Origin of the sequence: Jiella sonneratiae, assembly GCF_017353515.1 — a bacterium.
Lineage (GTDB): Bacteria > Pseudomonadota > Alphaproteobacteria > Rhizobiales > Rhizobiaceae > Jiella > Jiella sonneratiae.
This window is the reverse complement of sequence record NZ_JAFMPY010000035.1, coordinates 1-22,176: the sequence shown is the minus strand read 5'-3', so window position 1 is coordinate 22,176 and position 22,176 is coordinate 1. Positions and strand designations below refer to the sequence as shown.

Below are 22,176 nucleotides of genomic sequence, written 5' to 3'. Positions count from 1 at the left end.
CTAGCCGAAAAAGTCATAAAGGCGGGCTAATTCAACTGCTTAAGAAACGCTCACTGATTATGTTCGAAATCGAGGGACCGAGCCTGCGGCAGGCCCCGGCCCGGCCGGCGCTTCAGCCGAGGCGCGCGGCGGAAGCCGGGGGCGGGGGGACGAGAGCGGCAAGCTGCCGCCGCGATTCTTCGAGTGCCGTCTCCAGCGCGCCGTAGAGTTCGGCCGCGACCGTTTCTTCGGCCTTTGCCGATGCCTCCATCGCCGCCGCGATCGCCGCCGCCCGTCCGGCGCCGGCGCTGCCGCACATCGACTTCAGGGCATGGGCGAGACGTGCCGTCTCGGCGTAATCGCCATCAGCCTCCCGAAGGTCAGCCAAGGCTTGCGGCGCGTTGCTTTCGAACAGGCCGACGATCCGGCCGAGGAATTCCGCGCCGTGCCGATCGGAGAGTTCCTTGAGCATCGCCACGGTCTCGCCGTCGAGGACCGGCATGTCGCGCCATGCCGGGTGCGTATCATGGTTCGGTGCCGAGGCTTGGCGGGGGTCGCGCGTCTCGTCCGCGCTCTCCGCCGCCGCGGGCGGCCGGCCTGCCGCTGCGAGCACCGCACCGATCTCGGCGACCGTGAACGGCTTGGTGAGGTAGGCGTCCATGCCCGCGGACCGCCAGCCGTCGGCGTCGACGTCCCGCCCGTGGGCCGTCAGCGCGACGATCAGCGCGCGCGGACGGGCGATGCGGGCCTCCAGCCGGCGCATCCGGCGGGTCGCCTCGTAGCCGTCCATCCCGGGCATCGAGCAGTCCATGAAGACGACGTCGTAGGCGGTGGTTTCGGCGAGACGCAGCGCGTCCGTGCCGCTCTCGGCAAGCGCCGCCGCGACCGAGAAGCTGGCGAGCGCCTCCTTCAGGACCTCGCGGTTGACCGCCCCGTCGTCGACCACCAGAACCTTGAGATCCGGATGTCCGACTTCCTGCGTGACGACCCGCCCGGCGTCCGAGGGACGCAGCGGCGAAAAATCGCCGGCGCGCAGACACTCGGCGAGGCGGGCGACGTCGCAGCGTCTGAGCGGCAGCGCGATCTCGCCGTCGAGACCGGTTTCGGGCCCCGTCTTCGGGCCGGCTTCGGCCCCCGGCCCGTCGGCGCGAAGCCGCACCACCGGGCAGCGCGGCCCGAGCGCCGCGACCGCACGGTGCCGGCGCAGCGCCGCGCCGGAGGCGAGCACGAGGTCGCAGGCGGCCGCATCGTCGGCCGCGACGTCATCGAGGCTGGAATCGAGGACGGTGGCGCCACGCTCGGCCAGCATCGCCGCCGCCGCCGCCCGGGTGAGGGGATCGTCGTCGAGGAGCAGGATCCTGCGATCGTCGAGACCGGCCGCAGCCGTCGCCGGCCGCGCGACCGCGACGTCGATCTCGAACGAGAAGCACGAACCGACCCGTTCCTCGCTCGTCGCCCGGATGGTGCCGCCCATCGCCTCGACCAGCTGCCGCGAGATCGCGAGGCCGAGGCCGGTGCCGCCGAATTTCCGGGCGATCGTCGAATCGGCCTGGCTGAAGCGGCTGAACAGCCGGTCGAGCCTTTCCGCCGGAATGCCGATCCCGGTATCCCTGACGAAGAAGCCGAGCCTTTGCCTCGAACCGCCCGAGAGGGGCGAGAGGCACCTGACCTCGACGGTCACGCCGCCGGTCTGGGTGAATTTCAGCCCGTTGTTGACGAGATTGGTGAGCACCTGGCTGATCCGCACCGGATCGCCGACGATCTCCTGCGGCACGTCGGCGGCGACGAGAAGCGCGATCGACAGGGACTTTTCCCGGGCCCGCTCGGCAAAGAGGCTGGCCACGTCCTCGACGAGCGTGTCGATCGCGAGCGGGATCGCCTCGAGTTCCAGGCGTCCCGCCTCGATCTTCGAGAGATCCAGGATGTCGTTGAGGATGTTCAGCATGCCGCGGCCGGATCTCAGGATGATCTCGGCATAGCGGCTCGGCTGCTCGGCGAGGGGCGCCTTCGACAGCATTTCCGCCATCACCAGCATGCCGCTCATCGGCGTGCGGATCTCGTGGCTGACGGTGGCGAGGAATTCCGATTTCGCCGCATTGGCCTCTTCGGCTTCCTCCTTGGCGGCGCGCATCTCGGCGGTGCGTTCGAGGACCGTCTCCTCCAGCGTCTCGCGATGCCTCCGGAGCAACAGGTCGCGTTCCTCGATCCGCGCGAACATGTCGTTGAAGGCAGAGGACAGGACGCCGACCTCGTCCTTCGAGGACGCGGCGAGACGCTTGGACAGATCGGACTTCAGGCCGATGCTGGTGAATTCGTCGGCAAGGCTGCGCAGCGGCCGGACGATCCTGGCGATCAGCCACCAGGCGGCGGCGACGGCGAGGACGAGGACGCTCGCACAGAACAGGACGGTGATCAGGAGGCCGTTCCAGAAGCGCTCGCGCAGCCAGCCGACGTCGGCATGGATCGACAGCCAGCCGACCGTCCCGCCGCCGTCGCGGATCTCGACGCGGTCGGAGATCGTGTCGGCGAGGAAGATCGCCAGCAGGCCGTCCGTCCCGAGGCTTCTGTCGGAACTCACCAGCGACTCGGCCGTGCCGATCTCGGCGAGCGGGCGGCCGTCCGGCGTCGTGACGTCGGCATAGTCGACATGCGCCAGCCCGCGGATGCCGCGGATCACCTGCAGCACGCCGCGCCGGTCTTTCGCGGCGACGGCCGCCGAGGAAGCGGCCGCGAAGGCGGCGGCCGAACTGCGCAGCCGGCTGCGTTCGGCCTCGACGGTCTGGCGGAAATCCTGGACGAGGAAGAAACCGACGGTGCAGCCGACGGCGAGGATCACCGCCACGACGACGACCAGCGACAGGCGGAAGCCGAGCGTTCGCCAGGGCACCAGGCGTCTGGCCGCCTCGGATGCCGGACCGTCCCGCCGCATCGCCGTCAACCCGTCGAGCGCATCGGTTCGAAGCTCCAGGTGCTCTTCGGAAAGGCGAGGTCGGCCCGCACCGCGGGAGAATAGATGAAGCCCTGCACGATCGACACGCCGGCCGCTTCCACCATCGTCAGCTGTTCGCGCGTCTCGACACCTTCGGCGACGACCTCCATGCCGAGATCGGAGGCCATGGCGACCGAGGACATGAGGAAGAGGCGCGAGACCCGGTCGAGGGCGGCGGACTGGACGATGGACTTGTCGATCTTCAGCTCGCTGAACGGGCAGAGGCGGAGCAGGGCGTAGTTCGCCGTTCCCGTCCCGTAGTCGTCGAGCGACAGGCCGAAACCGGCCATGCGCATCCGCGTGAGCTGTTCGACGAGGCCGGTGAGCGACTTCGGCAGCGCCGTCTCCGTCAGCTCGAACACCACCGATCCCGGTTCCAGCCCGTGCCTTTCCACAAGGCGCAGGAGATCGGTCTGGAAGCCGGCGGCATCGAGGGTCCGGGCGTCGAGATTGATCGACAGCCGGCGTCCGTGGCCCTCGGCGCGCCATCGCGCCGCCTCGGCCATCGCACGGTCGGCGATCGACAGTGTCAGCATCGGCAGGTCGGCATCGCGGACGCCGGCATGGAAGACGGCCGGCGGCCCGAGCAGGCGGCCGTCGGGGGTTTTCAGGCGAACCAGGGCCTCCAGGCCGACGAGCCGGCCGTCGCCGAGGGCGATCTGCGGCTGGAAATGCGGGACGATCTCGCCTTGCACGGCCTGCGGCGCGGCGAGGCTTTCCGCCGCCGCGGCGGTCTCGCAAAGGGCGGCCTCGCAGGCCGCGAGCTCGGCGAGGAAGGCCTCCCGACGCAGCGGCTTGCCGAGGGCGCCGCAGACCTGGAGGCCGAGCATGCGGCCGAGCTGGCGCGCCGCATCGACGATCGCACCGGATTCGCCGCTGGAGATGATGACGGCGCCGCGATAGCCCCGCTCGCCGAGCGCACGCAGATAGGCGAGGCCGTCGAGATTCGGCATGTTGAGGTCGAGCAGCACCACGTCGACGGGCGGCTCGGCCGCCGCGAGCAATGCCAGGCCCTCTCTGCCGTCGGCGGCAACGGACGTGCGATGGCATCCCGCCGAACGAATGACGCTCTCTGCGACGGCAGTGAAGATCGGGTCGTCGTCGACGATCAGGATATGACGTGTTGTCACCATCGGCCTCCGCCCCCTTGATGCCACGCCGAAACGAAAACTTCGTTACCGGGATGATGATCAGGGCGGATTGCGGTCGGGCCGCGCCGACCGGGTCGGACCGGCAGGCAGAACGCTGCCGGCCCGGCCCGCGGGGGCCTCGTCATACGGTTTCCGGCAGATCACTTCCTGACGCCGGAAACAAAGACGCTCCTTCGCAGCGCGGGCTTGATACGAGCCCCGCTCTGTTCGAGCGGATCTCGTATCAGAATTCGAAGCCGACCGAGACCAGCAGGCGGTTGCGCTCGAAGTCGCGGAGATCGAGCCCGCCGCCGTCGTCCTCGTCGTCGTCGCCGTCGATCCATCCGGCGACCTGCGTCGACCAGGCGGCCTTCAGATGGGCGCCCTCGCCGAGAAAGGCGGTGAGGCTCGGACCGAGATAGAGCGCCGAGCCATTCACCTTCTCGAAGGCGAGGCCTTCGCCGGCGACGAGGTAGCGCAGCTCGCCGCCGAGGAAGAGACCGTCGGCGACCCTGACCGAAAGGGCGCCCGAAGCCTCGAAGGACGATTCCCGGCCGGAGCCTTCGTCCTCCTCCTCTTCCTCTGCCTCCTGCGGATCGTCACCGCCGCCGATGCTCCATTCCGGCTCGTAGACGAGGTTTACCGCCGCAAACAGCCGGTCGGGGACGAGTTCGACGTCGGCCATCACCGACAGACCGGCCGAGAGGCTGTCCTCGCGCTCGCCTTCCACCTCGTCGAACCGGCTCCACTCGACCTCGCCGGCGAGCGCGAGACCGATCGGCGATTGCGACCGGTCGAGGAGGCGGTATTTCACCTCGCCGGCCAGTCCCCCGAGCCCGCCGCTGGAAAAATCGCCCGGGTCGAAGACGTTCGACTGGCGGAACCTGACGCCGGCGATTTCCGCGCCGATCTTCAGCCGGTCGGTGAGGGCGTATTCGGCTTCCGCCGTCACCGTCGCGGAAACGAAGCGCGTCGGACCGTCGTCCGGCTGCTCCGCCGGCGCCAGGAGCACGGCGAGGTCTTCGTCCTCGGGTTCTTCCGAGAAGAAGCGTCCCTTGCCGAAGCGCGTCTCCAGCGAGATGGCAAGTTCGCGCTCGCCGGCCTCGCCGGTGTCCGCGCCCTCGGTGAAGCCGAAGATGTCCTCGGTCTCGACGCGCTCCGCCTCGTTGTCGTCGTCATCCGCGAAAGCCGGCACGGCCGGCATGGCGACCGACGACAGAAGCGCCGACAATGCAACGAGACCCATCCGCCCGCACGAACGAAATCCCATGGTTCCCTCCCCACCGAACGATTGGCCGACCATATATTTCGTAAGGCAGGGAAAGCTTCCCGATCGCAGGGCCGCCGGCACCACGGCGGCCGCCGGACGACGAGAGCGCCGCCGCTGTTGCAGAACGGCATCAGCCGATGCCGGAGGATGCGGGTCTCGCGCGAGAAAACGGCCGGGCAGGCAGCGGTCGTGGACCCTGCCCGGCAATGCTGCGCAGCGTCTTCGGGATCAATGGCGTCAGGAATTTTCCGGGACGGCGAGGCGCTGGTAGAAGTTCGAGCGCAAGGCGCCGCTGAGCTGGCTCGCCGACTGCAGCACCAGGTGCTTGAGACCGTCCATCCGCTCCTGGACGAAGCGGCTTCGCGGCCCCGACAGGGCGATGGCGCCGATCATGCCCTGGTTGAACGCATAGACCGGGGCGGAAATTCCGGCGATGTCGGGACCGCGCTCGCCGAGCACGACGATGGGGAGCCTCGCGAGAACCTCCGGCGCGATCGGAACGTCGCCGCTGAATTGCCCGAACTCCTTGAAGACGTGGCCGGCGGCGCCCTTGCCGATCTCCACCGCTTCGCCCTCGATCACGTGCTCGCGGAGCGGCTGGTCGCTGTCTTCGCGATAGAGGCATACCCTGCGGTCGCCCTCGCGGCGAAAGTAGGAGCCGCTCTCGCCGGTCTGGCGCACGATGTTCTGCAGGACGGGGCGGACCAGAGCCTCGAGCTGGAAGCTCTGCTGGTATACCCGTCCGATCCGGAACATCTCCACGCCGATCGTGTATCGCCGGTCTTCGGTCATGGCGATGAACCCGGCATTCTGCAGGGAGATCAACAGCCGCAGGGCGGAACTCTTGACGAGGCCGCTGCGCTCGCTGATCTCGCCGAGCGACAGAACCGGATTGCCCGACCCGAACAGACTCAAGATCCGAAGAGCCTTGTCGACGGCTTCGACGCCTTTGGTCTTGAGTTTCGGCGGGTTTTCCAGCATCGCGTCGTTTTGCATCCGGTGATTGTTCGCATGGTAATTATGGTTCGCCGACCGATCGCGCAACGGCGGGATCGCTCGGCGGGCCCCCCGATCCGGAAAGGGGGAGGGGCTCCGGGCATGGTGCCCGGGCACCCTCCTCACGGCGGCTGTCCCGCGGCGTCCGAACGATCGTTTCTCCCGGCTTCGCTGCGCTCGGGGTCCGCGCCTTCGCCCGGCGCGGCCGCGGCGATCAATTCGGGCAGGACGAAGGGGCGGGGCGGGCCCGGCGTCTCCGGCGGCCGCCTGATCTCGACGAGGCAGCTCTGGGCCGCACAGCCCTGGCTCAGCGACGAGGCCGGGCGATCGGCGGTCAGGACGTTGGGATTGCCGTGCCGGTCCCGTCCGGTTTCGGGATCGGGATCGAACCAGGCGCCGGTCGCGAGCCGCACCACGCCGGGCATCGCCGCCTCGGAGAGACGCAGGCCCGCCAGGCAGCCGCCGCGGTCGTTGAAGAGTTCGACGACCTCGCCGTCGTTGAGGCCGCGGGCCGCGGCGTCGGCGGGATGCATGGTGACCGGCTCGCGTCCCGCGATCTTGCCGGACCGGCTGTGCGGCGAGGGGTCCAGCTGGCTGTGCAGCCGGCGCTCGGGCTGGTCGGAGATCAGATGCAGCGGATAGCGGGCGGCAAGCTCGGCGCCCAGCCATTCGGCCGGCGGCAGCCAGACCGGATGGCCCGGGCAATCGGCCAGGGCGAAGCCCGCGACGGTCTCGCTGTGGATCTCGATCCGCCCGGACGGCGTCGGCAGCGGCGCAGCGGCCGGATCGGCGCGGAACGCTTCGAGGCAGATGCGTTCCGGCTCGTCGTGGCTCGAAAGGTCGATCCGGCCGACGGCCCGGAATCCGTCGAAGTCGGGAAGCGCCACGCCGGCATCCGCCCATCGCCGGCGCATGCCGTCATAAAGGTGCCGCAGCCAGGCTTCCGTGTCGCGTCCCTCCGAGAAAGCATCCTCGACGTCCAGATGGGCGGCGATGCGGCGAAAGATCTCGTAGTCGTCCAGCGCCGCGCCGAGCGGCGGCGAGACGGGCCGCGACGCCACGAGATAGCCTTCGAGCGTCGCATAGCTGATGTCCTCGCGCTCGGTCGGCGTCGTCACCGGCAGGACGATGTCGGCGCGCCGGGCGGTCGGCGTCCAGAACGGCTCGTGCACCACGATCGTCTCGGGCTTTTGCCAGGCGCGTTCCAGCCGCCCGAGATCCTGGTGATGGTGGAAGGGATTGCCGCCGGCCCAGTAGATCAGCCGGATGTCCGGATAGCGGTAATGCCCGCCGTCATAGGCGAAGCCGTCGCCCGGCCTTTCCAGCATGTCGGCGATCCGCGCCACCGGGATGAAGGCCTGCACGGCATTTCGCCCCTGCGGCAGCGTCGGGCCCGACAGCCGGGCGTGAGCGCTGCCGATCGAATTCTCGCAGCCATAGCCGAGGCCGAAGCCGCCGCCCGGCAGCCCGATCTGGCCGAGCATCGCAGCGAGCGTCACCAGCATCCAGAAGGGCTGCTCGCCATGGTCGGCCCGCTGCAGCGACCAGGCGGCGTTGATCATGGTGCGTTTTTCGCCCATGCGTCGCGCCAGGTCCCGGATCCGCCCGGCGGCAAGGCCGGTGAGCTCCGCCGCCCAGTCGGCCGACTTCGGCTGGCCGTCCGAAGCGCCGGTCAGATAGGGCTCGAAGCGCTCCCAGCCGACGCAGTAGCGCGACAGGAATTCGCGGTCGTGCAGCCCGCTTGCGTGGATCTCGAAGGCCAGCCCCAGCATCAGCGCCGTGTCCGAGCCCGGCCGGGCGGCAAGCCATTCGACCGGGCCGCCGGTCTCGATGCCGGAGGCGAGCGGAGAGACGTTGACGAACTGGCATCCGGCGCGCGCCATTCTTTCGAGCGCCGCGCGCAGCCGGTGGCGCCCGGCCCCGGCCTGGCTGATCTGGGCGTTCTTCGCCGGCACGCCGCCGAAGCTGACGAAGAGTTCGCAGTGGTCGGCCAGCACGTCCCAGGAGGTGTGGCTCTTCATCAGCTCGTCCATCGTGCCGACGACATGCGGAAGCACCACCCGCGCCGCGCCGAGCGAGTAGCTGTCGCGGTGGGCGACGTAGCCGCCGATAGAGTTGAGGAAGCGGTGGATCTGGCTCTGGGCGTGATGGAAGCGCCCGGCCGAGGCCCAGCCGTAGGAGCCGCCGAAGATCGCCTCGTTGCCATGGCGGGCGCGCACCCGCGTCAGCTCCTCCGCGACCAGCCGGATGGCCTCGTCCCAGGAGATTTCGACGAAGGGCTCCTTGCCGCGCAGTTCGGTCCGGGCGCCGGGACCGTGGTCGAGAAAGCTCCGGCGGACGGCGGGGCGGCGCACCCGCATGGCCGAAAGTTCCGGCGCGAGCTGGTGGAGCCCGATCGGCGAGGCGTCCGGATCCTCGCGCATCGGCAGAAGCCGCGGGCCCTCGGGCCCGGCCTCGATCTCGTAGATGCCCCAGTGCGCGGCCGAATAGCGGATGTCGCTCATGCCGGATCGCTCCTCTCGGCGGCCGCGAAGGCGGCGTGGGGAACGACCGGCGGAACCGCGCCGCGCCATTTCTCGATCGAGACCAGAGAAAGCTGGCCGGCGCAGCCCTGGCTGAGCGGGGAGGCGCCGATGTCGGCCGTCACCGCGTTCGGATTGCCGTTGACGCAGGTCGGCCCGACGCCCGGAAGGTCGACCGGCGCGTACCACGCGCCGGTGGCGAGCTGTACGACGCCGGGGGCGATCGCCGCCGAGACCGCGGCCGCGGCAAGGACGCCGCCGCGGTCGTTCCACAGCCGGATTACGTCGCCGGCGGCGATCTCGAGACGCGCGGCATCGGCGGGATTGAGCCGCGCGGGCTCCCGGCCGGCGGTCTTGCCCGCCATCGAGGTGGCGCCGAAGTCGAGCTGGCTGTGCAGCCGGTTGGCCGGCTGGTTGGCGACGAGCTGGAACGGGTGGCGCGCGGCCTGCGGCGCGCCGAGCCACTCGCGGGGCGGCAGCCATGCCGGATGGCCCGGCAGCCCGGCCGCGGCGACGACGTCGGACCAGAGCTCGATCCTGCCGCTCGGCGTCTGCAAGGGGTTGGCCGCCGGATCGCGATGGAACCGGCGGATCGCGCCCTCCTCGTCGCGCAGCGGCAGGGCGAGAACCCCGCCCTCGCGAAACGCTTCGTAGTCTGGCGCGGCGAGGCCGCGCGCCGCCAGTGCGGCGCGCGTCGGCTCGTACATCGCGGCGAGCCATTCTCCCGCACTCCGCCCTTCGGAAAAGGCGGGACCGCAACCCAGGCGATCGGCCAGCGCGCAAAAGAGGTCGTAGTCGTCGCGCGGGCCGCAGCCGGCCGTTTCGGGGCGTTCGACGAGCGGCTCCATCGCGAACAGGAAGGGCTCGTTGGCGGCGGCGCCGACATCCTCGCGCTCGGCGGTGATCGTCGCGGGAAAGACGATGTCGGCATGGCGCGTCGATGCGGTGGCGACGCTCTCGTGCATGACGATGGTGTCGGGCCGTGCGAAGGCCGCCCGCAGCTTCGCCAGATCCTGATGGTGGTGAAACGGATTGCCGCCCGCCCAGTAGACGAGGCGGATGTCGGCATAGTGCCGCGTCTCGCCTTTGTAGGTGTATGCCTCGCCCGGTTTCAGCAGAAGATCGGATATCCGCGCGACGGGAATGAAGTCGGCGACGCGGTTGCGGCCTTGCGGAAAGGTCGGCAGCGGCACGTCGAGCTTGTCCTTGCCGATGTTGCCGATCGATCCGAGCCCGTAGCAGAAGCCGGCTCCCGGCAGGTGGCCCTGGCCGAGCATCGCCGAGAGCGTCAGGGCCATCCAGACGGGCTGCTCGCCGTTCTCGGCGCGCTGCAGGGCGTAGGAGACGGTGACGAGCGTGCGCCTTGATGCGGCCCGGTCGGCGAGGCCGGCGATGTCCTTCGCCGAGATGCCGCAGATCGAGGCGGCCCATTCCGGCGTCTTGGCGACGCCGTCGGCCGCGCCCGTCAGATAGGCTTCGAAGCGCTCGTAACCCGTGGTGTAGCGGTCGAGATAGGCCCGGTTCACCCGGCCGGTCGCATGCAGCCGATGCGCCATCCCCAGCATCAGCGCTGTATCCGTCGCCGGGCGGGGCGCAAGGCGGGTGGGATCGCCGATGTCGGCGACGTCGTCGGCCAGCGGGCTGATCGAGACGAATTGGCAGCCGCGCCTCGCGGCGGCCTCCAGCACGGACCGGGCGGCATGCTCGCTGTTGCCGCCGGGGCTGATGGCGAGATTGCGCAGCGGCAGGCCGCCGAAGGCGATCAGGAGCTCGGTCTCGTCCTTCAGCTCGCGCCAGGTGGGGTGGTCGCGGGTCAGCACCGGCGAGGGACCCCAGACCAGCGACAGGATGACCGAACCCGCGCCGGTCGAATAGGTGTCGACGCTCCCGACATAGCCGCCGAAGACGGTGTTGAGGAAGCGGTGGACCTGGCTCTGGGCGTGATGGAAGCGGCCGGCGGAGGCCCAGCCGTAGGATCCGCCGAAGACCTGCGCGCCGGGCAGGGCGCCTGCCTGCGGCAGGTCCGGGCCGGCGCCGAGCCGGCGGAGTTCGGCCGCCGTCAGCGCGAGCGCTCCGTCCCAGTCCATCTCGACATAGCCGTCGCTGCCGCGGCGGGGATCCGGCCCCGGCCCGTCGTCGAGCCAGCCGCGACGGACCAGCGGCCGCCGCAACCGGGCCGGATGGTCGATCGCCGCCGCAAGGTTGGCCAGAAGCGGCGAGGGGTCGGGATCCCGGTCGAAGGGCTTCAGCTCCAGCCGCCCGTCCCGCATCCGCGCCGTGAACGCGCCCCAGTGGCTGCTGTGCTGACGAAAGCGTGTCATGGTCGTCGCCCGTGCCGTCCCGCCGCGTTCATATCCAGTGATGAGCCGGATGCGGCTGTCCCTCGTCGTAGCGGGAAAAGCGGAAGGGGCGGTCGTCGATGCCCGGCGCTTCGCCGAGGATCTGCATGGCGGCGAGCCAGCCGGCGCCCGGCCCGAGCGCGAAGCCGTGGCCGCTGAAGCCGCTGGCGAGGAAGACGCCCGGCCGATCGGGCACCGGGCCGATCACCGGCACCATGTCGGGTGTCGCGTCGATCAGGCCGCCCCAGCTCTCCTTGACGCCGATCTCCGCCATTGCCGGATAGGCCGCGCGGAATGCGGCCATGCCGGCTTCGACCAGCGCGGGATCCGGCGCGGGATCGAGGATCCGCTGCGCCTCGAAGGGCGAGCGCCCGTCGAGCCGCCACCGCCGCAGGGCGAAGGGCCCCTCGAAGAAGGAGCGGCCGAGGCCGAGCGTCAGCTCGCCCTTGCGCCGGAAGAACAGCGGCATGAACTGGCGGGCCCGCATGAGGCCCATCGGGGTGAGATCGACCCGGCCCCTGCCACGCATGCCGATCGTATAGCCGCCGTCGATGCGCCGCCGGAAGGAGAAGCGCGGACTGCCGACGCCGCCGGCATAGACCTCAGGCGCGGCTTCCGTCCGGAAGGCGCTCGCATAGACGCCGGACTGCGGGAAGGCCGCGCCCATGCGGCGCAGCAGCATCGCCGACCAGGCGCCGCCCGCCACCAGCACCGAGCCCGCCCGGATCGTGCCCTTCTCGGTGACGACGCGGGCGACGCGCCCGGCCTCCGTCTCCCAGCCGCGGACGGCGCAGTTCTCGACGATGACGGCGCCCTTCTTCTGCGCCCCGCGGGCCATGGCCGGCGTCGCCATCGACGGCTCGGCCCAGCCGTCCGTCGGCGAATGGATCGCCGCGATCCAGGTCTCGGCGGTGCCCGGCAGCATGCTCCTCGTCTCGGCGGCCGACAGGATGCCGCCCTGAAGGCCGCAGGCGGCGGTCGCATCGAGCCAGGCACGCCACCTCTCGACCTCCTCCTCGTCCTTGCTGACGACCATCATGCCGGTCTCGCGGTAGCCGGAATCGCCCCCGATCCTGGCGCTCATGCCGCGCCAGAGCTGCATGGAGCGCATCGCCAGCGGCAGTTCGGGCAGCGCGCGCAGCTGCTCGCGGCACCAGCCCCAATTGCGGCTCGACTGCTCTCCGGCGACGACGCCCTTCTCCACGACGACGACCGAACTGCCGCGCTCGGCCAGCGTCAGGGCCGCCGAGACGCCGACGATGCCGGCGCCGACGACGACGACGTCGGCGGTCTTCGGCGGAACGCTTGCTGAGCGGACGCTCTCGAGGCGAGGCGACACGGGGCTTCCTTTCGTTCGAGACGTATCCCTGGGGCCGTTACGGAGTTGCCAGTTCCGCAGCCTCTTCCGCCCGCGCGGCGGACAGGCGGGCGTTGCGGCGGCGGTCGTCGCGGCGCTTCACCCATTCGAAGAGCAGCGTCGCGAGGATCGTCAGGCAGACGATGACGGTGGCCAGCGCGCTGATCGTCGGCGAGGTGCCGGTGCGCACGCGCGCGGCGAGCACGGTCGTCATGGTCTTGTCGGCCAGGATGGCGAAGGTGGTGGCGTTGTAGTTCTCGAAGGAGGTGAGGAAGGCCAGCACCGCCGAAGACAGGAGGGCCGGCCGCAGGAACGGCAGGAGCACGTGGCGGAAGACCTGCGAATAGGAGGCGCCGAGGTCGAGGGCGGCCTCCTCCTGATCGAGATCGAAGCGCTGGAGCCGCGCCATGATGATCAGCATGCAGTAGGACGAGATGAAGCTGGACTGCGCCAGCACCGTCAGGACGGTGCCGTTGTAGAGAGTGCCGCGCAGATGCGCGAAGCCGGAAAAGTCCCGCCAGAAGACGACGGTGGCGATGCCGATGATGATGCCCGGGGTCAGGACCGGCGCGACCGCGACGAAGTAATAGAACGACCTGGCCGAGCGGAAGAGCTGGGTCATGACGACGGCGCCGGCAAGGCCGAGCGGCACCGAGAGCACCACCACGAAGAAGCCGATCACCACGCTGGTGCGCAGCCCTTCGAGCAGCGGGCCGTCGCTCGCCAGCGCCTCGAACCAGTGCAGGGTCACGCCCTCGATCGGCCAGACCCGCGGATAGGTCGAGGTGTTGAAGGCCGAGACGCCCATGACCAGCAGCGGCCCGAGCAGGAAGGCGAAGAAGGAGAGGAAATACAGCCAGACGATCGCGCGGTTGAGCAGACGGCCGGTCACTTGGTGATCTCCCCGAGTTTCAACCCGGTGATCTTCATGACGCCGAGGACGAAGAGGATGCACGCGAGGAGAAGCGCGATGGCATAGGCCGCGCCCTGCGGCCAGTCGAACAGCTGGTAGAAGCGGTCGTAGATGATCGGGGTGAACCACAGGGAGTGCGGCCCGGCGAGGACGAGCGGCGTGGCGATCGCGCCGGCCATCAGCATGAAGGAGAGGGTCATGCCCGAGGCGATGCCGGGCTTGGCGTGCGGCATTACCACGAAGAGGTGGATGTGCCACCAGGAGGCGCCGAGATCGCGTGCCGCCTCGATCTGGTTGTGATCCTGCGCCTCGATCGCGTTGTAGAGCGGGAAGATCATGATCAGCAAGTTCGAATAGACCAGCGCGAGATAGAGCGCGACATTCGCCCCGATGAAGTCGACCGGCGTGTCGGTGATCCCCAGCCAGATCAGCAGGCTGTTCATGAAGCCGCTGTAGGACAGCAGGATGCGGAAGGCGAAGGCCCGCAGGATGTCGTTCACCCAGTAGGGAATGATCAGCAGCAGCACGATCACCCTGAGCCGCGAGACCGACGCCGACTGCGCCATGTAGTAGGCGATCGGATAGCTCACCGCGAAATTGAAGAAGGTCAGGGCGATCGAGATGCCGATCGTGCCGAAGAAGCTGCGCAGATGCAGCCAGTTCCATTCGTCGGTGCTCGTCGGGCTGCCGAAGAGCAGCATGCGGTAGTTGACCAGCGTGAAGACGTCCTCCGGCCCGCCGGCCATGGAGGGCGGCAGTTTCGGGTGGAAGGACAGGTCCACCATGTAGACCATCGGCATGACGAAGGTCACGATGCACCAGAAGGCGACGCAGAGGATCAGATAGAGCCCGACGACGAGGCCGTTGCGCCGGAAGAAGCCGAGGCGCTTTTCCCCCGGCCGACGGTCGAACCGGACGGTCAGCAGGAACGCCGTCAGGAGCAGCGCGGTGGAGACGAAGGTGACTTCGATGTTGCTCATGCCGCTTGCGCCGCTTCCGGCAGGACCACCGCGCTCGCCGGCGTGAAGGACGCGGTCAGCGGCGCGCCCTCGCCCGGCAACCGGCTGAGATCGGCGGCGACCAGCATGGCGGCGATCCGGGTGTCGGTGGGCGTGCGCAGCGTCAGATGCGTCATGCTGCCTTCGAAGGCCATCTCGCTGAGCGTTCCGTGGATGCTGCAGTCGCCTTCGGCGGCGCTGAGCCGGACGAGTTCGGGCCGGACGAAGAGCGTCGCCGTCGCGCCCGGCGACAGGTGGCGTATGTTGCGCCCGGTGAGCGGGCCGAGCGGCGTGTCGACGGTGGCGAGCTCGCCGGACACCGAGGCGACCCGGCCGTGGATCGCGTTGGTCTCGCCGACGAAGGAGGCGACGAAGGGCGTCTGCGGATGGGCGTAGATCGTCCGCCCGTCGCCGACCTGCTCGATCCGGCCGGCATTCATCACGGCGATCCGGTCGGACATGGTCAGCGCCTCGCCCTGATCGTGGGTGATGTAGATGAAGGTGATGCCGACGCGCTGCTGGATCTCCCGCAGCTCGCGGCGCATGTGCTGGCGCAGCTTCAGGTCGAGAGCCGAAAGCGGCTCGTCGAGGAGCAGCACCTTCGGCTCGACGGCGAGCGCCCTTGCGATCGCCACGCGCTGGCGCTGGCCGCCGGATAGTTCGCTGACCTTCTTGTCGGCGTGCTGGCTGAGGGCGACCTGGTCGAGCAGCCGCCCGACCTTCTCCTGCCGCACCCCCCGCGCCACGCCGCGGACGCGCAGGCCGTAGCCGACGTTCTCGGCCACCGACATCATCGGAAACAGTGCGAGATTCTGGAAGATCAGCGCCGTCGGGCGCTTGTTCGGTCCGACGCCGGCCATGTCGGCGCCGCCGATGCGGATCCGGCCCGAGCTGGGTTCGACGAAACCCGAAATCGCCCGCAGCAGCGTGGTCTTGCCGCATCCGGAGGGACCGAGGAAGGAGAAGAATTCTCCGCTGCCGATCTCCAGGTCGGTCTCGTGAACCGCCGTGAAGGGGCCGAAGTCGACCCTGACCCGTTCGAACTCGACTGCAGTCGTCAATGCCATCTAAGCTTCAGCCCCTCGGCGGTGTCCGCCTCAGCAGTGCGAATGAAACCGGCTTTGCGGGATCGGCAAAAGGCGAGACAGGCACGGTGCCGCCTGCGCGAAGGCCGCGCCCGGGACCGGGGCGGCCCCGGCGCCCCGGTCCCGGGCCGTCGCGCGCGGCTTCGCCGCGATCAGGCCGCCTGAAACTTCTCGGCATATTGGTTGCGGATGGCGTTGAACCAGGCGGGAGCCGGCGGATACCACCAGAGCTTGTCCAGCGAGTCTTCGGGATAGGAAGCGCGGAACAGCTTCTTGTCGGCCTCCGGGACGAAGGCGTCGGCGCCCTTGATCACCGCGTTGTAATTCGACAAGGCGGCGATCTTGCCGGCCACCTCGGGCTTTTCGATGTAGTCGAGGAAGGCATAGACCTCGTCGAGATTCTCGGCGGCGGTCGAAAGAGCGAAGCCGTCCATCCAGGTCAGCGCCCCTTCCTTGGGCGCCATGAACACCATCGGCTCGCCGTTCTTGATCATCGCCTTGACCGGACCGTCCCAGGTCTGGCCCATCGTGCAGCCATTCTCGCGGAAGCCGGCCTGGATGCTGTCGGTGCTGTCCCAGAACTGCCTGATCTGGCTCTTGTGGGCGACCGCATAGGCGGTCAGCTCGTCGTAGATCTTCCGCATGGTCGCTTCGTCCTTGTAGCTGTCGAGCATGCGATTGGTCGACAGCTTGCCGGTCGCGTCCATCCAAAGACCCAGCCCGAGCAGGCCGGAATAGGTGCGCATCTCCACCTTGCCGGCATATTTCGGATCCCACAGGAGCCCGTAGCTGGAATCGGCATAGGTCAGCTTGTTCGCGTCGGTGTTCCAGGCCAGCGCCTCGGTGCCCCAGACATGCGGCAGATGGTAGAGCCCGTCCCAGGTCCACAGATCGGACGAGGCCTTCAGGAGCGACGGCAGGTAGGCGGAGGCATCGATCCTGGATTCGTCGAAGGGCTTCAGCACCTCGAGAAACTGGAAGTCCTTGGCGCGGTTGAACGACGGCATGCAGAGGTCGAAGCCCTGGCCGAGCGTCGCCTGCATCTTGTTGATCTGCTCCTCGTTCGAGGAGAAGGGCGTCTTCTTGACGGTGATGCCCGTCGCCGCCTTGAAGTCGCTGAGAACCGGATCGGGCAGTTCGTCCGTCCAGCAGAGGATGTTGAGCTCGCCCGAGCTCGCGAAGGCGCGCTTGACGTAGAGCGGGCCCGAAGCTGCCGCGACGCCGAGCGCGGCGGCGTTCTTCAAGAGAATTCTTCGGGAAAACCGGCGCGCCGCTTCGCCGACGAGTGCCGTCCCGGTCTTCATGTCGTCCTGCGCCATTTCCACTCTCCGTGTTGGCCGCACGTCGAAGCCGCTCTGCCCGACGTCACGAGCATTCGTCTGCCGCCCGAAGCCCGCTGGCCGTCGACACACGTTGTTCTATCTATTGGAATGACTTGCTACAGAGTAGAATGCTAGCCGCTCACGCAAAGTGAGTCAAGCAGCCGGCGGGGCCCGATCCGCCGATCAGTAGCCGCGTCTCTGATCGACGAGATCCTGCATCGGCGCCGAGGCGAGATAGGCGTCGATATTCGCCGTGACCCTCGCGGCGAAGCGCTCCGCCTCGCGGCCGCCCTTGAACGAAAGATGCGGCGTGAGTAGCACGCCCGGCCGGGTCCAGAGCGGGTGACCGGCGGGCAGCGGCTCGGGCGCCGTCACGTCGAGCGTCGCGCCGGCGATGCGGCCGGCGTCGATCGCCGCGAGCAACGCGTCGTGGTCGAGAACGGCACCGCGCGAGACGTTGACGAGATGAAGGCCCGGCCTCGCTTGGCCGAGCAGCCCCGCATCGACCATCCCGCGGGTCGCCGGCGTCGAAGGGACCGCGAGGACGAGATGGTCGGCCAGCGCGACCAGTTCCGCAGGGCTCGCGCAGGGCCGGACGATGGGGTCGTCCGACGTCCAGGGGCCGTTGCGGCAGACGCGGATCTCCATGCCGAAGGCGGCGGCCCGCCTCGCGACCTCGCGGCCGATCGAGCCGTAGCCGAGAAGGCCCAGGCACTTGCCCTCGATCGCCCCGATCTCCCGATCTATCCAGTCGGCGGGAGAGCGGGCGCGGACCTCGTCCAGCCGCTTCTCGAACCTCAGGATGGCGGCGAGGACGTATTCGGCGATCTGCGGGGAGGTGAGGCCGCGCCCGCAGGTGACGAGCCTGCCGGCCATGAGGGCTGGCGGATAGATGTCGACCCCGGCCGAATAGGTCTGCACCCAGGCGAGCCGCGGCGGGGGCGTCCAGTCGCCCGGCGTCGACCGCCAGGCGCCCATGGCTCTGGTGACGAGGATCTCGGCGCTTTCCGGAAGCGTCCACGGCCGTTCGGCATCGAAATGCTCGATCACCCGCGGCCGGCTGCGATGGCCGGCCAGCACCCGGGAGAAAGCGGCATCGATCTGGTTGACGATGACCGGGCCGGGCCGGTTCGGCCCATCCGGCATCCTGCCGCGCTCCTCATGGTCCGGATCCGGCATTTTCTTCCGCTCCGTGATGACCGATCGGCCCATGCCGGAATCGAAAGGTCACGCTTCAAATCCGTGATGTGACATTCGGGACGACGCCTCTCCCGAGCGGGACTCGAACGTCAAATTCGATCCACTAGAGCGGAAAACCGTAGGCGACCTCGTCGGTCAGGTTGAGCCAGACGCTCTTGGTCTGGAGATAGCCCCCGATCATCTCCATGCCCCCCTCGCGGCCGAGGCCGGAGGCCTTGTAGCCGCCGAAGGGCGACAGATGCGAGGTGATCTTGTAGGTGTTGACCCAGACCGTCCCCGCCTCAAGCCGCGCGGCGACGCGATGGACCCGCGCGACGTCGCGGGTCCAGAGCCCCGCCCCGAGCCCGAACCTCGTATCGTTGGCGATCGCCACCGCCTCGGCCTCGTCGTCGAAGGGGATGACGCACAGCACCGGCCCGAAGACCTCTTCCTGCGCGATCCGCATGTCGTTTCTGACGCCGGTGAAGATCGTCGGCGCGACGAAGAGGGCTCGTCCGCCGCTCGGATCCGGAACCTGCGAGCCTCCCGTCGCGACGGCGGCACCGTCCTCCTTGGCCCAGCCGATGCAGGTCATGATCCGCTCGAACTGCGGGCGGGTGGCGACCGGGCCGATGTCGGTGTCGGGCGACATCGGATCGCCGAGCCTGATTTTTCCGGTAAGTTCGACGATCCGGGCGACCAGCCGGTCGTGGATGCCGCGCTGCACGAGGAGGCGCGAGCCGGCGACGCAGCTCTGGCCGCCCGACCCGAAAATGCCGGCGACGACGCCGCGGGCGGCCATTTCCAGATCGGCGTCCTCGAAGACGATGTTCGGGGACTTGCCGCCGAGTTCGAGGCTGACGGGCTTGAGGCCCACCGCGGCGGCGGAATAGACGGAGCACCCGCCGCCGACGCCGCCGGTGAACGCGACCTTGGCGACGTCGCGATGCCCGACGAGGGCCGCCCCTGCCTCGGAGCCGAGGCCGGTCACGACGTTGAGCACCCCGGACGGCAGGCCGGTCGCCGCCACGAGCTCGGCAAACCGCAGGGCCGAGGCGGAGGTGAATTCCGAGGGCTTGACCACCGCCGTGTTGCCGGCCGCGAGCGCCGGCGCCAGCTTCCAGGCGAGCAGCATCAGCGGCGAGTTCCAGGGCGTCACCATCGCGATCACGCCGAGCGGCTCGCGGGTGAGGTAGTTCATGTGGCCGGGCTTGTCCGAAGGCAGGACGGCGCCGGTGATCTTGTCGGCCAGACCGCCGAAGAACCGGTACCAGTCCGGAATCCGCTTCACCTGCGCCAGCATCTCCTTGTAGGTCTTGCCGTTGTCGCGGACCTCGATCCGGGCGAGTTCCTCCGCGTTCTCGGCGATCGCCTCGGCGATCCGGTGCAGTGCCGCGCCCCTCTGGCCGGGCGTCATCGCCGGCCATGCCCCCTCCCGGAAGGCCCGGCGCGCGGCGGCGACGGCCCTGTCGACGTCTTCCGCGCCCGACCGGGGGATCAGGCCCCAGGCTTCGGCGGTGAAGGGATCGTCGGTTTCGAAATAGGCGCCGCCGACGGGCGGGCAGAACGCGCCGTCGATGAAGTTCGCGAGTGTCTCCAGACCCATGGGATGTCCTTCGTAGCGGCCTTCGGGCGTTGAAGCCGGGAACGCCCGGCGCTCCCGGCGAGGGACCGGGGATCCCTATCGTTCCAACAGATGAAACGCCATTTTGACGATTAGAATACTGTCGCCGGCGAAATTCAAGCGCCCGCGGCGGCGCGGCCGCGAATTTCGCTGCGACGAACCCCGGACAAGCATGAACTCAGACGGTTTCCGGCAGATCACGTCGTGATGCCGGAAACAAAGACGCTCATTCGCCGCGCGGGCTTGATACGAGCCCCGCTCTGATCGAGCGGATCTCGTATCAGTGGCCAGGGCCGTCGGCCGACCGTGCCCACGGCTGAAGCGGCAGGCGCATCCAGGGCGAGGCCGGCGTCTTCCCGCTTGACGAGGGCGACGAAATGAATTCTGTTGGGAGCAATGGCATTCTATTCTACGAAATGACCGGTCCCCGCTTCTTCCGGCATTCCCCAGGACGAGCCGCAACCCATGCACATTTCCAATCGCGATTCCGCTGCGTCCCTCGACGCCGCGCATCAGGTGCACCCGCATACCAATCTGCGCGCCCATCTCGCCCTCGGGCCGACGATGTTCGTGCGCGGCAGCGGCATCCACGTCTATGACGACGAGGGCAAGGAATATATCGAAGGCGCCGCGGCGCTGTGGTGCGCGTCGCTCGGCTTCGGCAGCGAGCGTCTCGCCGAGGTGGCGCGGAAGGCCATCACCGAGATCGGCTACTACCATAACTTCCGCGGCTCGGGCACGCCGGCCGCCGGGGTGCTTTCGGCCAAGCTCGCCGCGATCGCCCCGGAAGGCATGGACAAGGTGCTGCTGCAGTCCTCCGGCACCGAAGCGAACGACACGGCGATCAAGCTGGTCTGGTATTACTGGCATGCCAGGGGCGAGCCGCAGCGGCGCAAGATCATCTCCCGGCGCCAGGCCTATCACGGCACCGGAACGCTGACCTCCTGCCTGACGGCCAAGGACAATTTCCACCAGGGCTTCGGGCTGCCCTTCGAGGGCTTTCTCTACGTCACGCAGCCCTATCACTACCGCCTCGCCGAGCCCGGCGAAAGCGAGGAGGCGTTCTCGACCCGTCTCGCCGAGGAGATCGAAGCCCTGATCCTGAAGGAGGGGCCGGAGACGGTCGCGGCCTTCTGGGCGGAGCCGGTGATGGGTTCGGGCGGCGTCATCACGCCGCCGGCCGGCTATTTCCAGAAGGTCCAGGCGGTTCTCGACAGATACGGCATCCTGTTCGTCGCCGACGAGGTGATCTGCGGCTTCGGGCGCACCGGCGAGATGTGGGGCAGCCAGACCTACGGCATCCGCCCGGATCTCATCTGCTCGGCCAAGGCGCTGTCGGCGGCCGTCATCCCGATCTCGGCGGTGATCATCGCCGACCGGGTGTTCGAGGCGATGCTGGAACAGAGCGACCGCTTCGGAAGCTTCACCCACGGCTATACCTATTCGGGGCATCCCGTCGCCTGCGCGGTCGCCTCGGAAGTCCTGACGATCTACGAGGAAATGGATCTCGTCGGGCATGTGAAGGCGATCGAGCCGACGTTCCTGCAGGGGTTCGCCGAGCTGGAAGACCATCCCCTCGTCGGCGCGTCCGGCGGCGTCGGCCTGATCGGCGCGGTCGAGATCGTCGCCGACAAGGCCAGCAAGGCGCTGCACGATCCGCGCCTCAACGTGATGCCGCGGCTCGACGCGGCGACGCGCGGACACGGCCTCATCACCCGGCTGATCGGCAACCGCATCGCGCTCTCGCCGCCGCAGATCATCACCGAGGCCGAGACCAGGGAGATGTTCGCGCGCCTGAGGCACGCGCTCGACGACGTCGCGGCGGAGCTGTAGCCGACGCCCTCGCAGCGACAGGGAACGGCGGCAACGTTCCGCCGCCCGATCCTCAGACAGTGTCGCGGCGCATTCTTTCCTTGCTGAGGAACGTCACGTTGCTGGCCTTGGCCGTCGCCAGCGACGCGGCGATCGCCTCCGCGAGCTGGCGTTCGGAGAACGGCTTCGACAGCCGCTGGACGTCCCGCTCGGCGCTCGCCGGAAGGTCGGCATAGCCGCTGGCCAGGATGACCGGCATCGCGGGATGCCGCTCGCGGATCCGGGCGATCAGCTGAAGCCCGGTCATGTTGGGCATCGCCTGGTCGGTGACGACCACATCGACCCGCTCGTCCTCCAGTATCTCGAGGGCCTTCGTCCCGGACGAGGCTTCCAGAACCCGATGGCCGAGGTCTTCGAGGATCGCCGTCGTGCCCATCAGCACCAGGGCGTCGTCGTCGACCGCGAGGATCGTCAGGGCCGGGCTCGAGACCGGCTGTCGCGGCGCCGGCGTCTGCGGCGCCCTCAGCTCGCGCGCAGCGGCGGCGACCGGCAGCCAGATCTCGGCGGTGGTGCCGGCGCCGGGCTGGCTCTCGAGCGCGAAGCGCCCGCCCGACTGCGCCGCGAAGCCGTGGACCATCGACAGGCCGAGCCCGGTTCCCTT

The 22,176-nt window shown here is 69.0% G+C and carries 15 protein-coding genes; 1 reads left to right on the top strand and 14 read right to left on the bottom strand.

Annotation, left to right across the window (positions count from 1 at the left end; genetic code table 11):
* Positions 1 to 112: 112 nt before the first annotated feature.
* From J1C47_RS21605 to J1C47_RS21545, 13 genes are all read right to left on the bottom strand, one after another.
* The gene (locus J1C47_RS21605; protein WP_207352882.1) at positions 113 to 2,866 is read right to left on the bottom strand and encodes an ATP-binding protein; all 2,754 of its coding nucleotides are present in this window, start codon (positions 2,864 to 2,866) and stop codon (positions 113 to 115) included.
* 47 nt (positions 2,867 to 2,913) lie between these two features.
* A complete protein-coding gene (locus J1C47_RS21600; RefSeq protein WP_207352881.1) occupies positions 2,914 to 4,101 on the bottom strand; it encodes an EAL domain-containing response regulator in 1,188 nt (395 codons plus the stop codon).
* A gap of 241 nt (positions 4,102 to 4,342) precedes the next feature.
* Entirely contained in the window at positions 4,343 to 5,368 is a 1,026-nt protein-coding gene (locus tag J1C47_RS21595; RefSeq protein ID WP_207352880.1) for a hypothetical protein, read from the bottom strand.
* A gap of 237 nt (positions 5,369 to 5,605) precedes the next feature.
* Positions 5,606 to 6,364 carry an IclR family transcriptional regulator gene (locus J1C47_RS21590; RefSeq protein ID WP_207352879.1) on the bottom strand — a complete coding sequence of 253 codons (759 nt, stop codon included), beginning with the start codon at positions 6,362 to 6,364 and terminating at the stop codon, positions 5,606 to 5,608.
* A gap of 122 nt (positions 6,365 to 6,486) precedes the next feature.
* Positions 6,487 to 8,868, bottom strand: a complete 2,382-nt coding sequence (locus J1C47_RS21585; protein ID WP_207352878.1) for a molybdopterin-dependent oxidoreductase — start codon at positions 8,866 to 8,868, stop codon at positions 6,487 to 6,489.
* Positions 8,865 to 11,207 (bottom strand): molybdopterin-dependent oxidoreductase, encoded by a 2,343-nt coding sequence (locus J1C47_RS21580; RefSeq protein WP_207352877.1) that lies wholly within the window; start codon positions 11,205 to 11,207, stop codon positions 8,865 to 8,867. The genes J1C47_RS21585 and J1C47_RS21580 overlap by 4 nt, the downstream gene beginning before the upstream one ends.
* A gap of 28 nt (positions 11,208 to 11,235) precedes the next feature.
* Entirely contained in the window at positions 11,236 to 12,564 is a 1,329-nt protein-coding gene (locus J1C47_RS21575; RefSeq protein ID WP_207352876.1) for an FAD-dependent oxidoreductase, read from the bottom strand.
* Positions 12,565 to 12,601: 37 nt separating this feature from the next.
* Positions 12,602 to 13,474, bottom strand: coding sequence for an ABC transporter permease (locus tag J1C47_RS21570; RefSeq protein ID WP_342592036.1), 873 nt, complete (start codon positions 13,472 to 13,474; stop codon positions 12,602 to 12,604).
* Positions 13,471 to 14,475: an ABC transporter permease gene (locus J1C47_RS21565; RefSeq protein ID WP_207352875.1), complete on the bottom strand. Its 1,005-nt coding sequence runs from the start codon at positions 14,473 to 14,475 to the stop codon at positions 13,471 to 13,473. Before J1C47_RS21565 ends, J1C47_RS21570 begins: the two co-directional genes overlap by 4 nt.
* Positions 14,472 to 15,554, bottom strand: a complete 1,083-nt coding sequence (locus J1C47_RS21560; RefSeq protein ID WP_207352896.1) for an ABC transporter ATP-binding protein — start codon at positions 15,552 to 15,554, stop codon at positions 14,472 to 14,474. Before J1C47_RS21560 ends, J1C47_RS21565 begins: the two co-directional genes overlap by 4 nt.
* A 176-nt stretch (positions 15,555 to 15,730) precedes the next feature.
* A complete protein-coding gene (locus J1C47_RS21555) occupies positions 15,731 to 16,897 on the bottom strand; it encodes an extracellular solute-binding protein (protein WP_207352874.1) in 1,167 nt (388 codons plus the stop codon).
* A 186-nt stretch (positions 16,898 to 17,083) separates the two neighbouring features.
* Entirely contained in the window at positions 17,084 to 18,079 is a 996-nt protein-coding gene (locus tag J1C47_RS21550) for an NAD(P)-dependent oxidoreductase (RefSeq protein WP_245396731.1), read from the bottom strand.
* 124 nt (positions 18,080 to 18,203) lie between these two features.
* Positions 18,204 to 19,679, bottom strand: a complete 1,476-nt coding sequence (locus J1C47_RS21545) for an aldehyde dehydrogenase (RefSeq protein WP_245396738.1) — start codon at positions 19,677 to 19,679, stop codon at positions 18,204 to 18,206.
* A gap of 489 nt (positions 19,680 to 20,168) precedes the next feature.
* Here J1C47_RS21545 and J1C47_RS21540 point away from each other — a divergent pair, with 489 nt between their 5' ends.
* Positions 20,169 to 21,536, top strand: a complete 1,368-nt coding sequence (locus tag J1C47_RS21540; RefSeq protein ID WP_207352872.1) for an aminotransferase — start codon at positions 20,169 to 20,171, stop codon at positions 21,534 to 21,536.
* A gap of 52 nt (positions 21,537 to 21,588) precedes the next feature.
* Here J1C47_RS21540 and J1C47_RS21535 read toward each other — a convergent pair.
* On the bottom strand, positions 21,589 to 22,176 hold a 588-nt coding region (locus J1C47_RS21535; RefSeq protein WP_207352871.1), incomplete at its 5' end, for a response regulator.

Coding starts and splice junctions, on each gene's coding strand:
- J1C47_RS21600 (WP_207352881.1), bottom strand. CDS start 4,101: ATGGTGACAACACGTCATATCCTGATCGTCGACGACGACCCGATCTTC.
- J1C47_RS21595 (WP_207352880.1), bottom strand. CDS start 5,368: ATGGGATTTCGTTCGTGCGGGCGGATGGGTCTCGTTGCATTGTCGGCG.
- J1C47_RS21590 (WP_207352879.1), bottom strand. CDS start 6,364: ATGCAAAACGACGCGATGCTGGAAAACCCGCCGAAACTCAAGACCAAA.
- J1C47_RS21585 (WP_207352878.1), bottom strand. CDS start 8,868: ATGAGCGACATCCGCTATTCGGCCGCGCACTGGGGCATCTACGAGATC.
- J1C47_RS21580 (WP_207352877.1), bottom strand. CDS start 11,207: ATGACACGCTTTCGTCAGCACAGCAGCCACTGGGGCGCGTTCACGGCG.
- J1C47_RS21565 (WP_207352875.1), bottom strand. CDS start 14,475: ATGAGCAACATCGAAGTCACCTTCGTCTCCACCGCGCTGCTCCTGACG.
- J1C47_RS21555 (WP_207352874.1), bottom strand. CDS start 16,897: ATGGCGCAGGACGACATGAAGACCGGGACGGCACTCGTCGGCGAAGCG.
- J1C47_RS21550 (WP_245396731.1), bottom strand. CDS start 18,079: ATGCCGGATCCGGACCATGAGGAGCGCGGCAGGATGCCGGATGGGCCG.
- J1C47_RS21540 (WP_207352872.1), top strand. CDS start 20,169: ATGCACATTTCCAATCGCGATTCCGCTGCGTCCCTCGACGCCGCGCAT.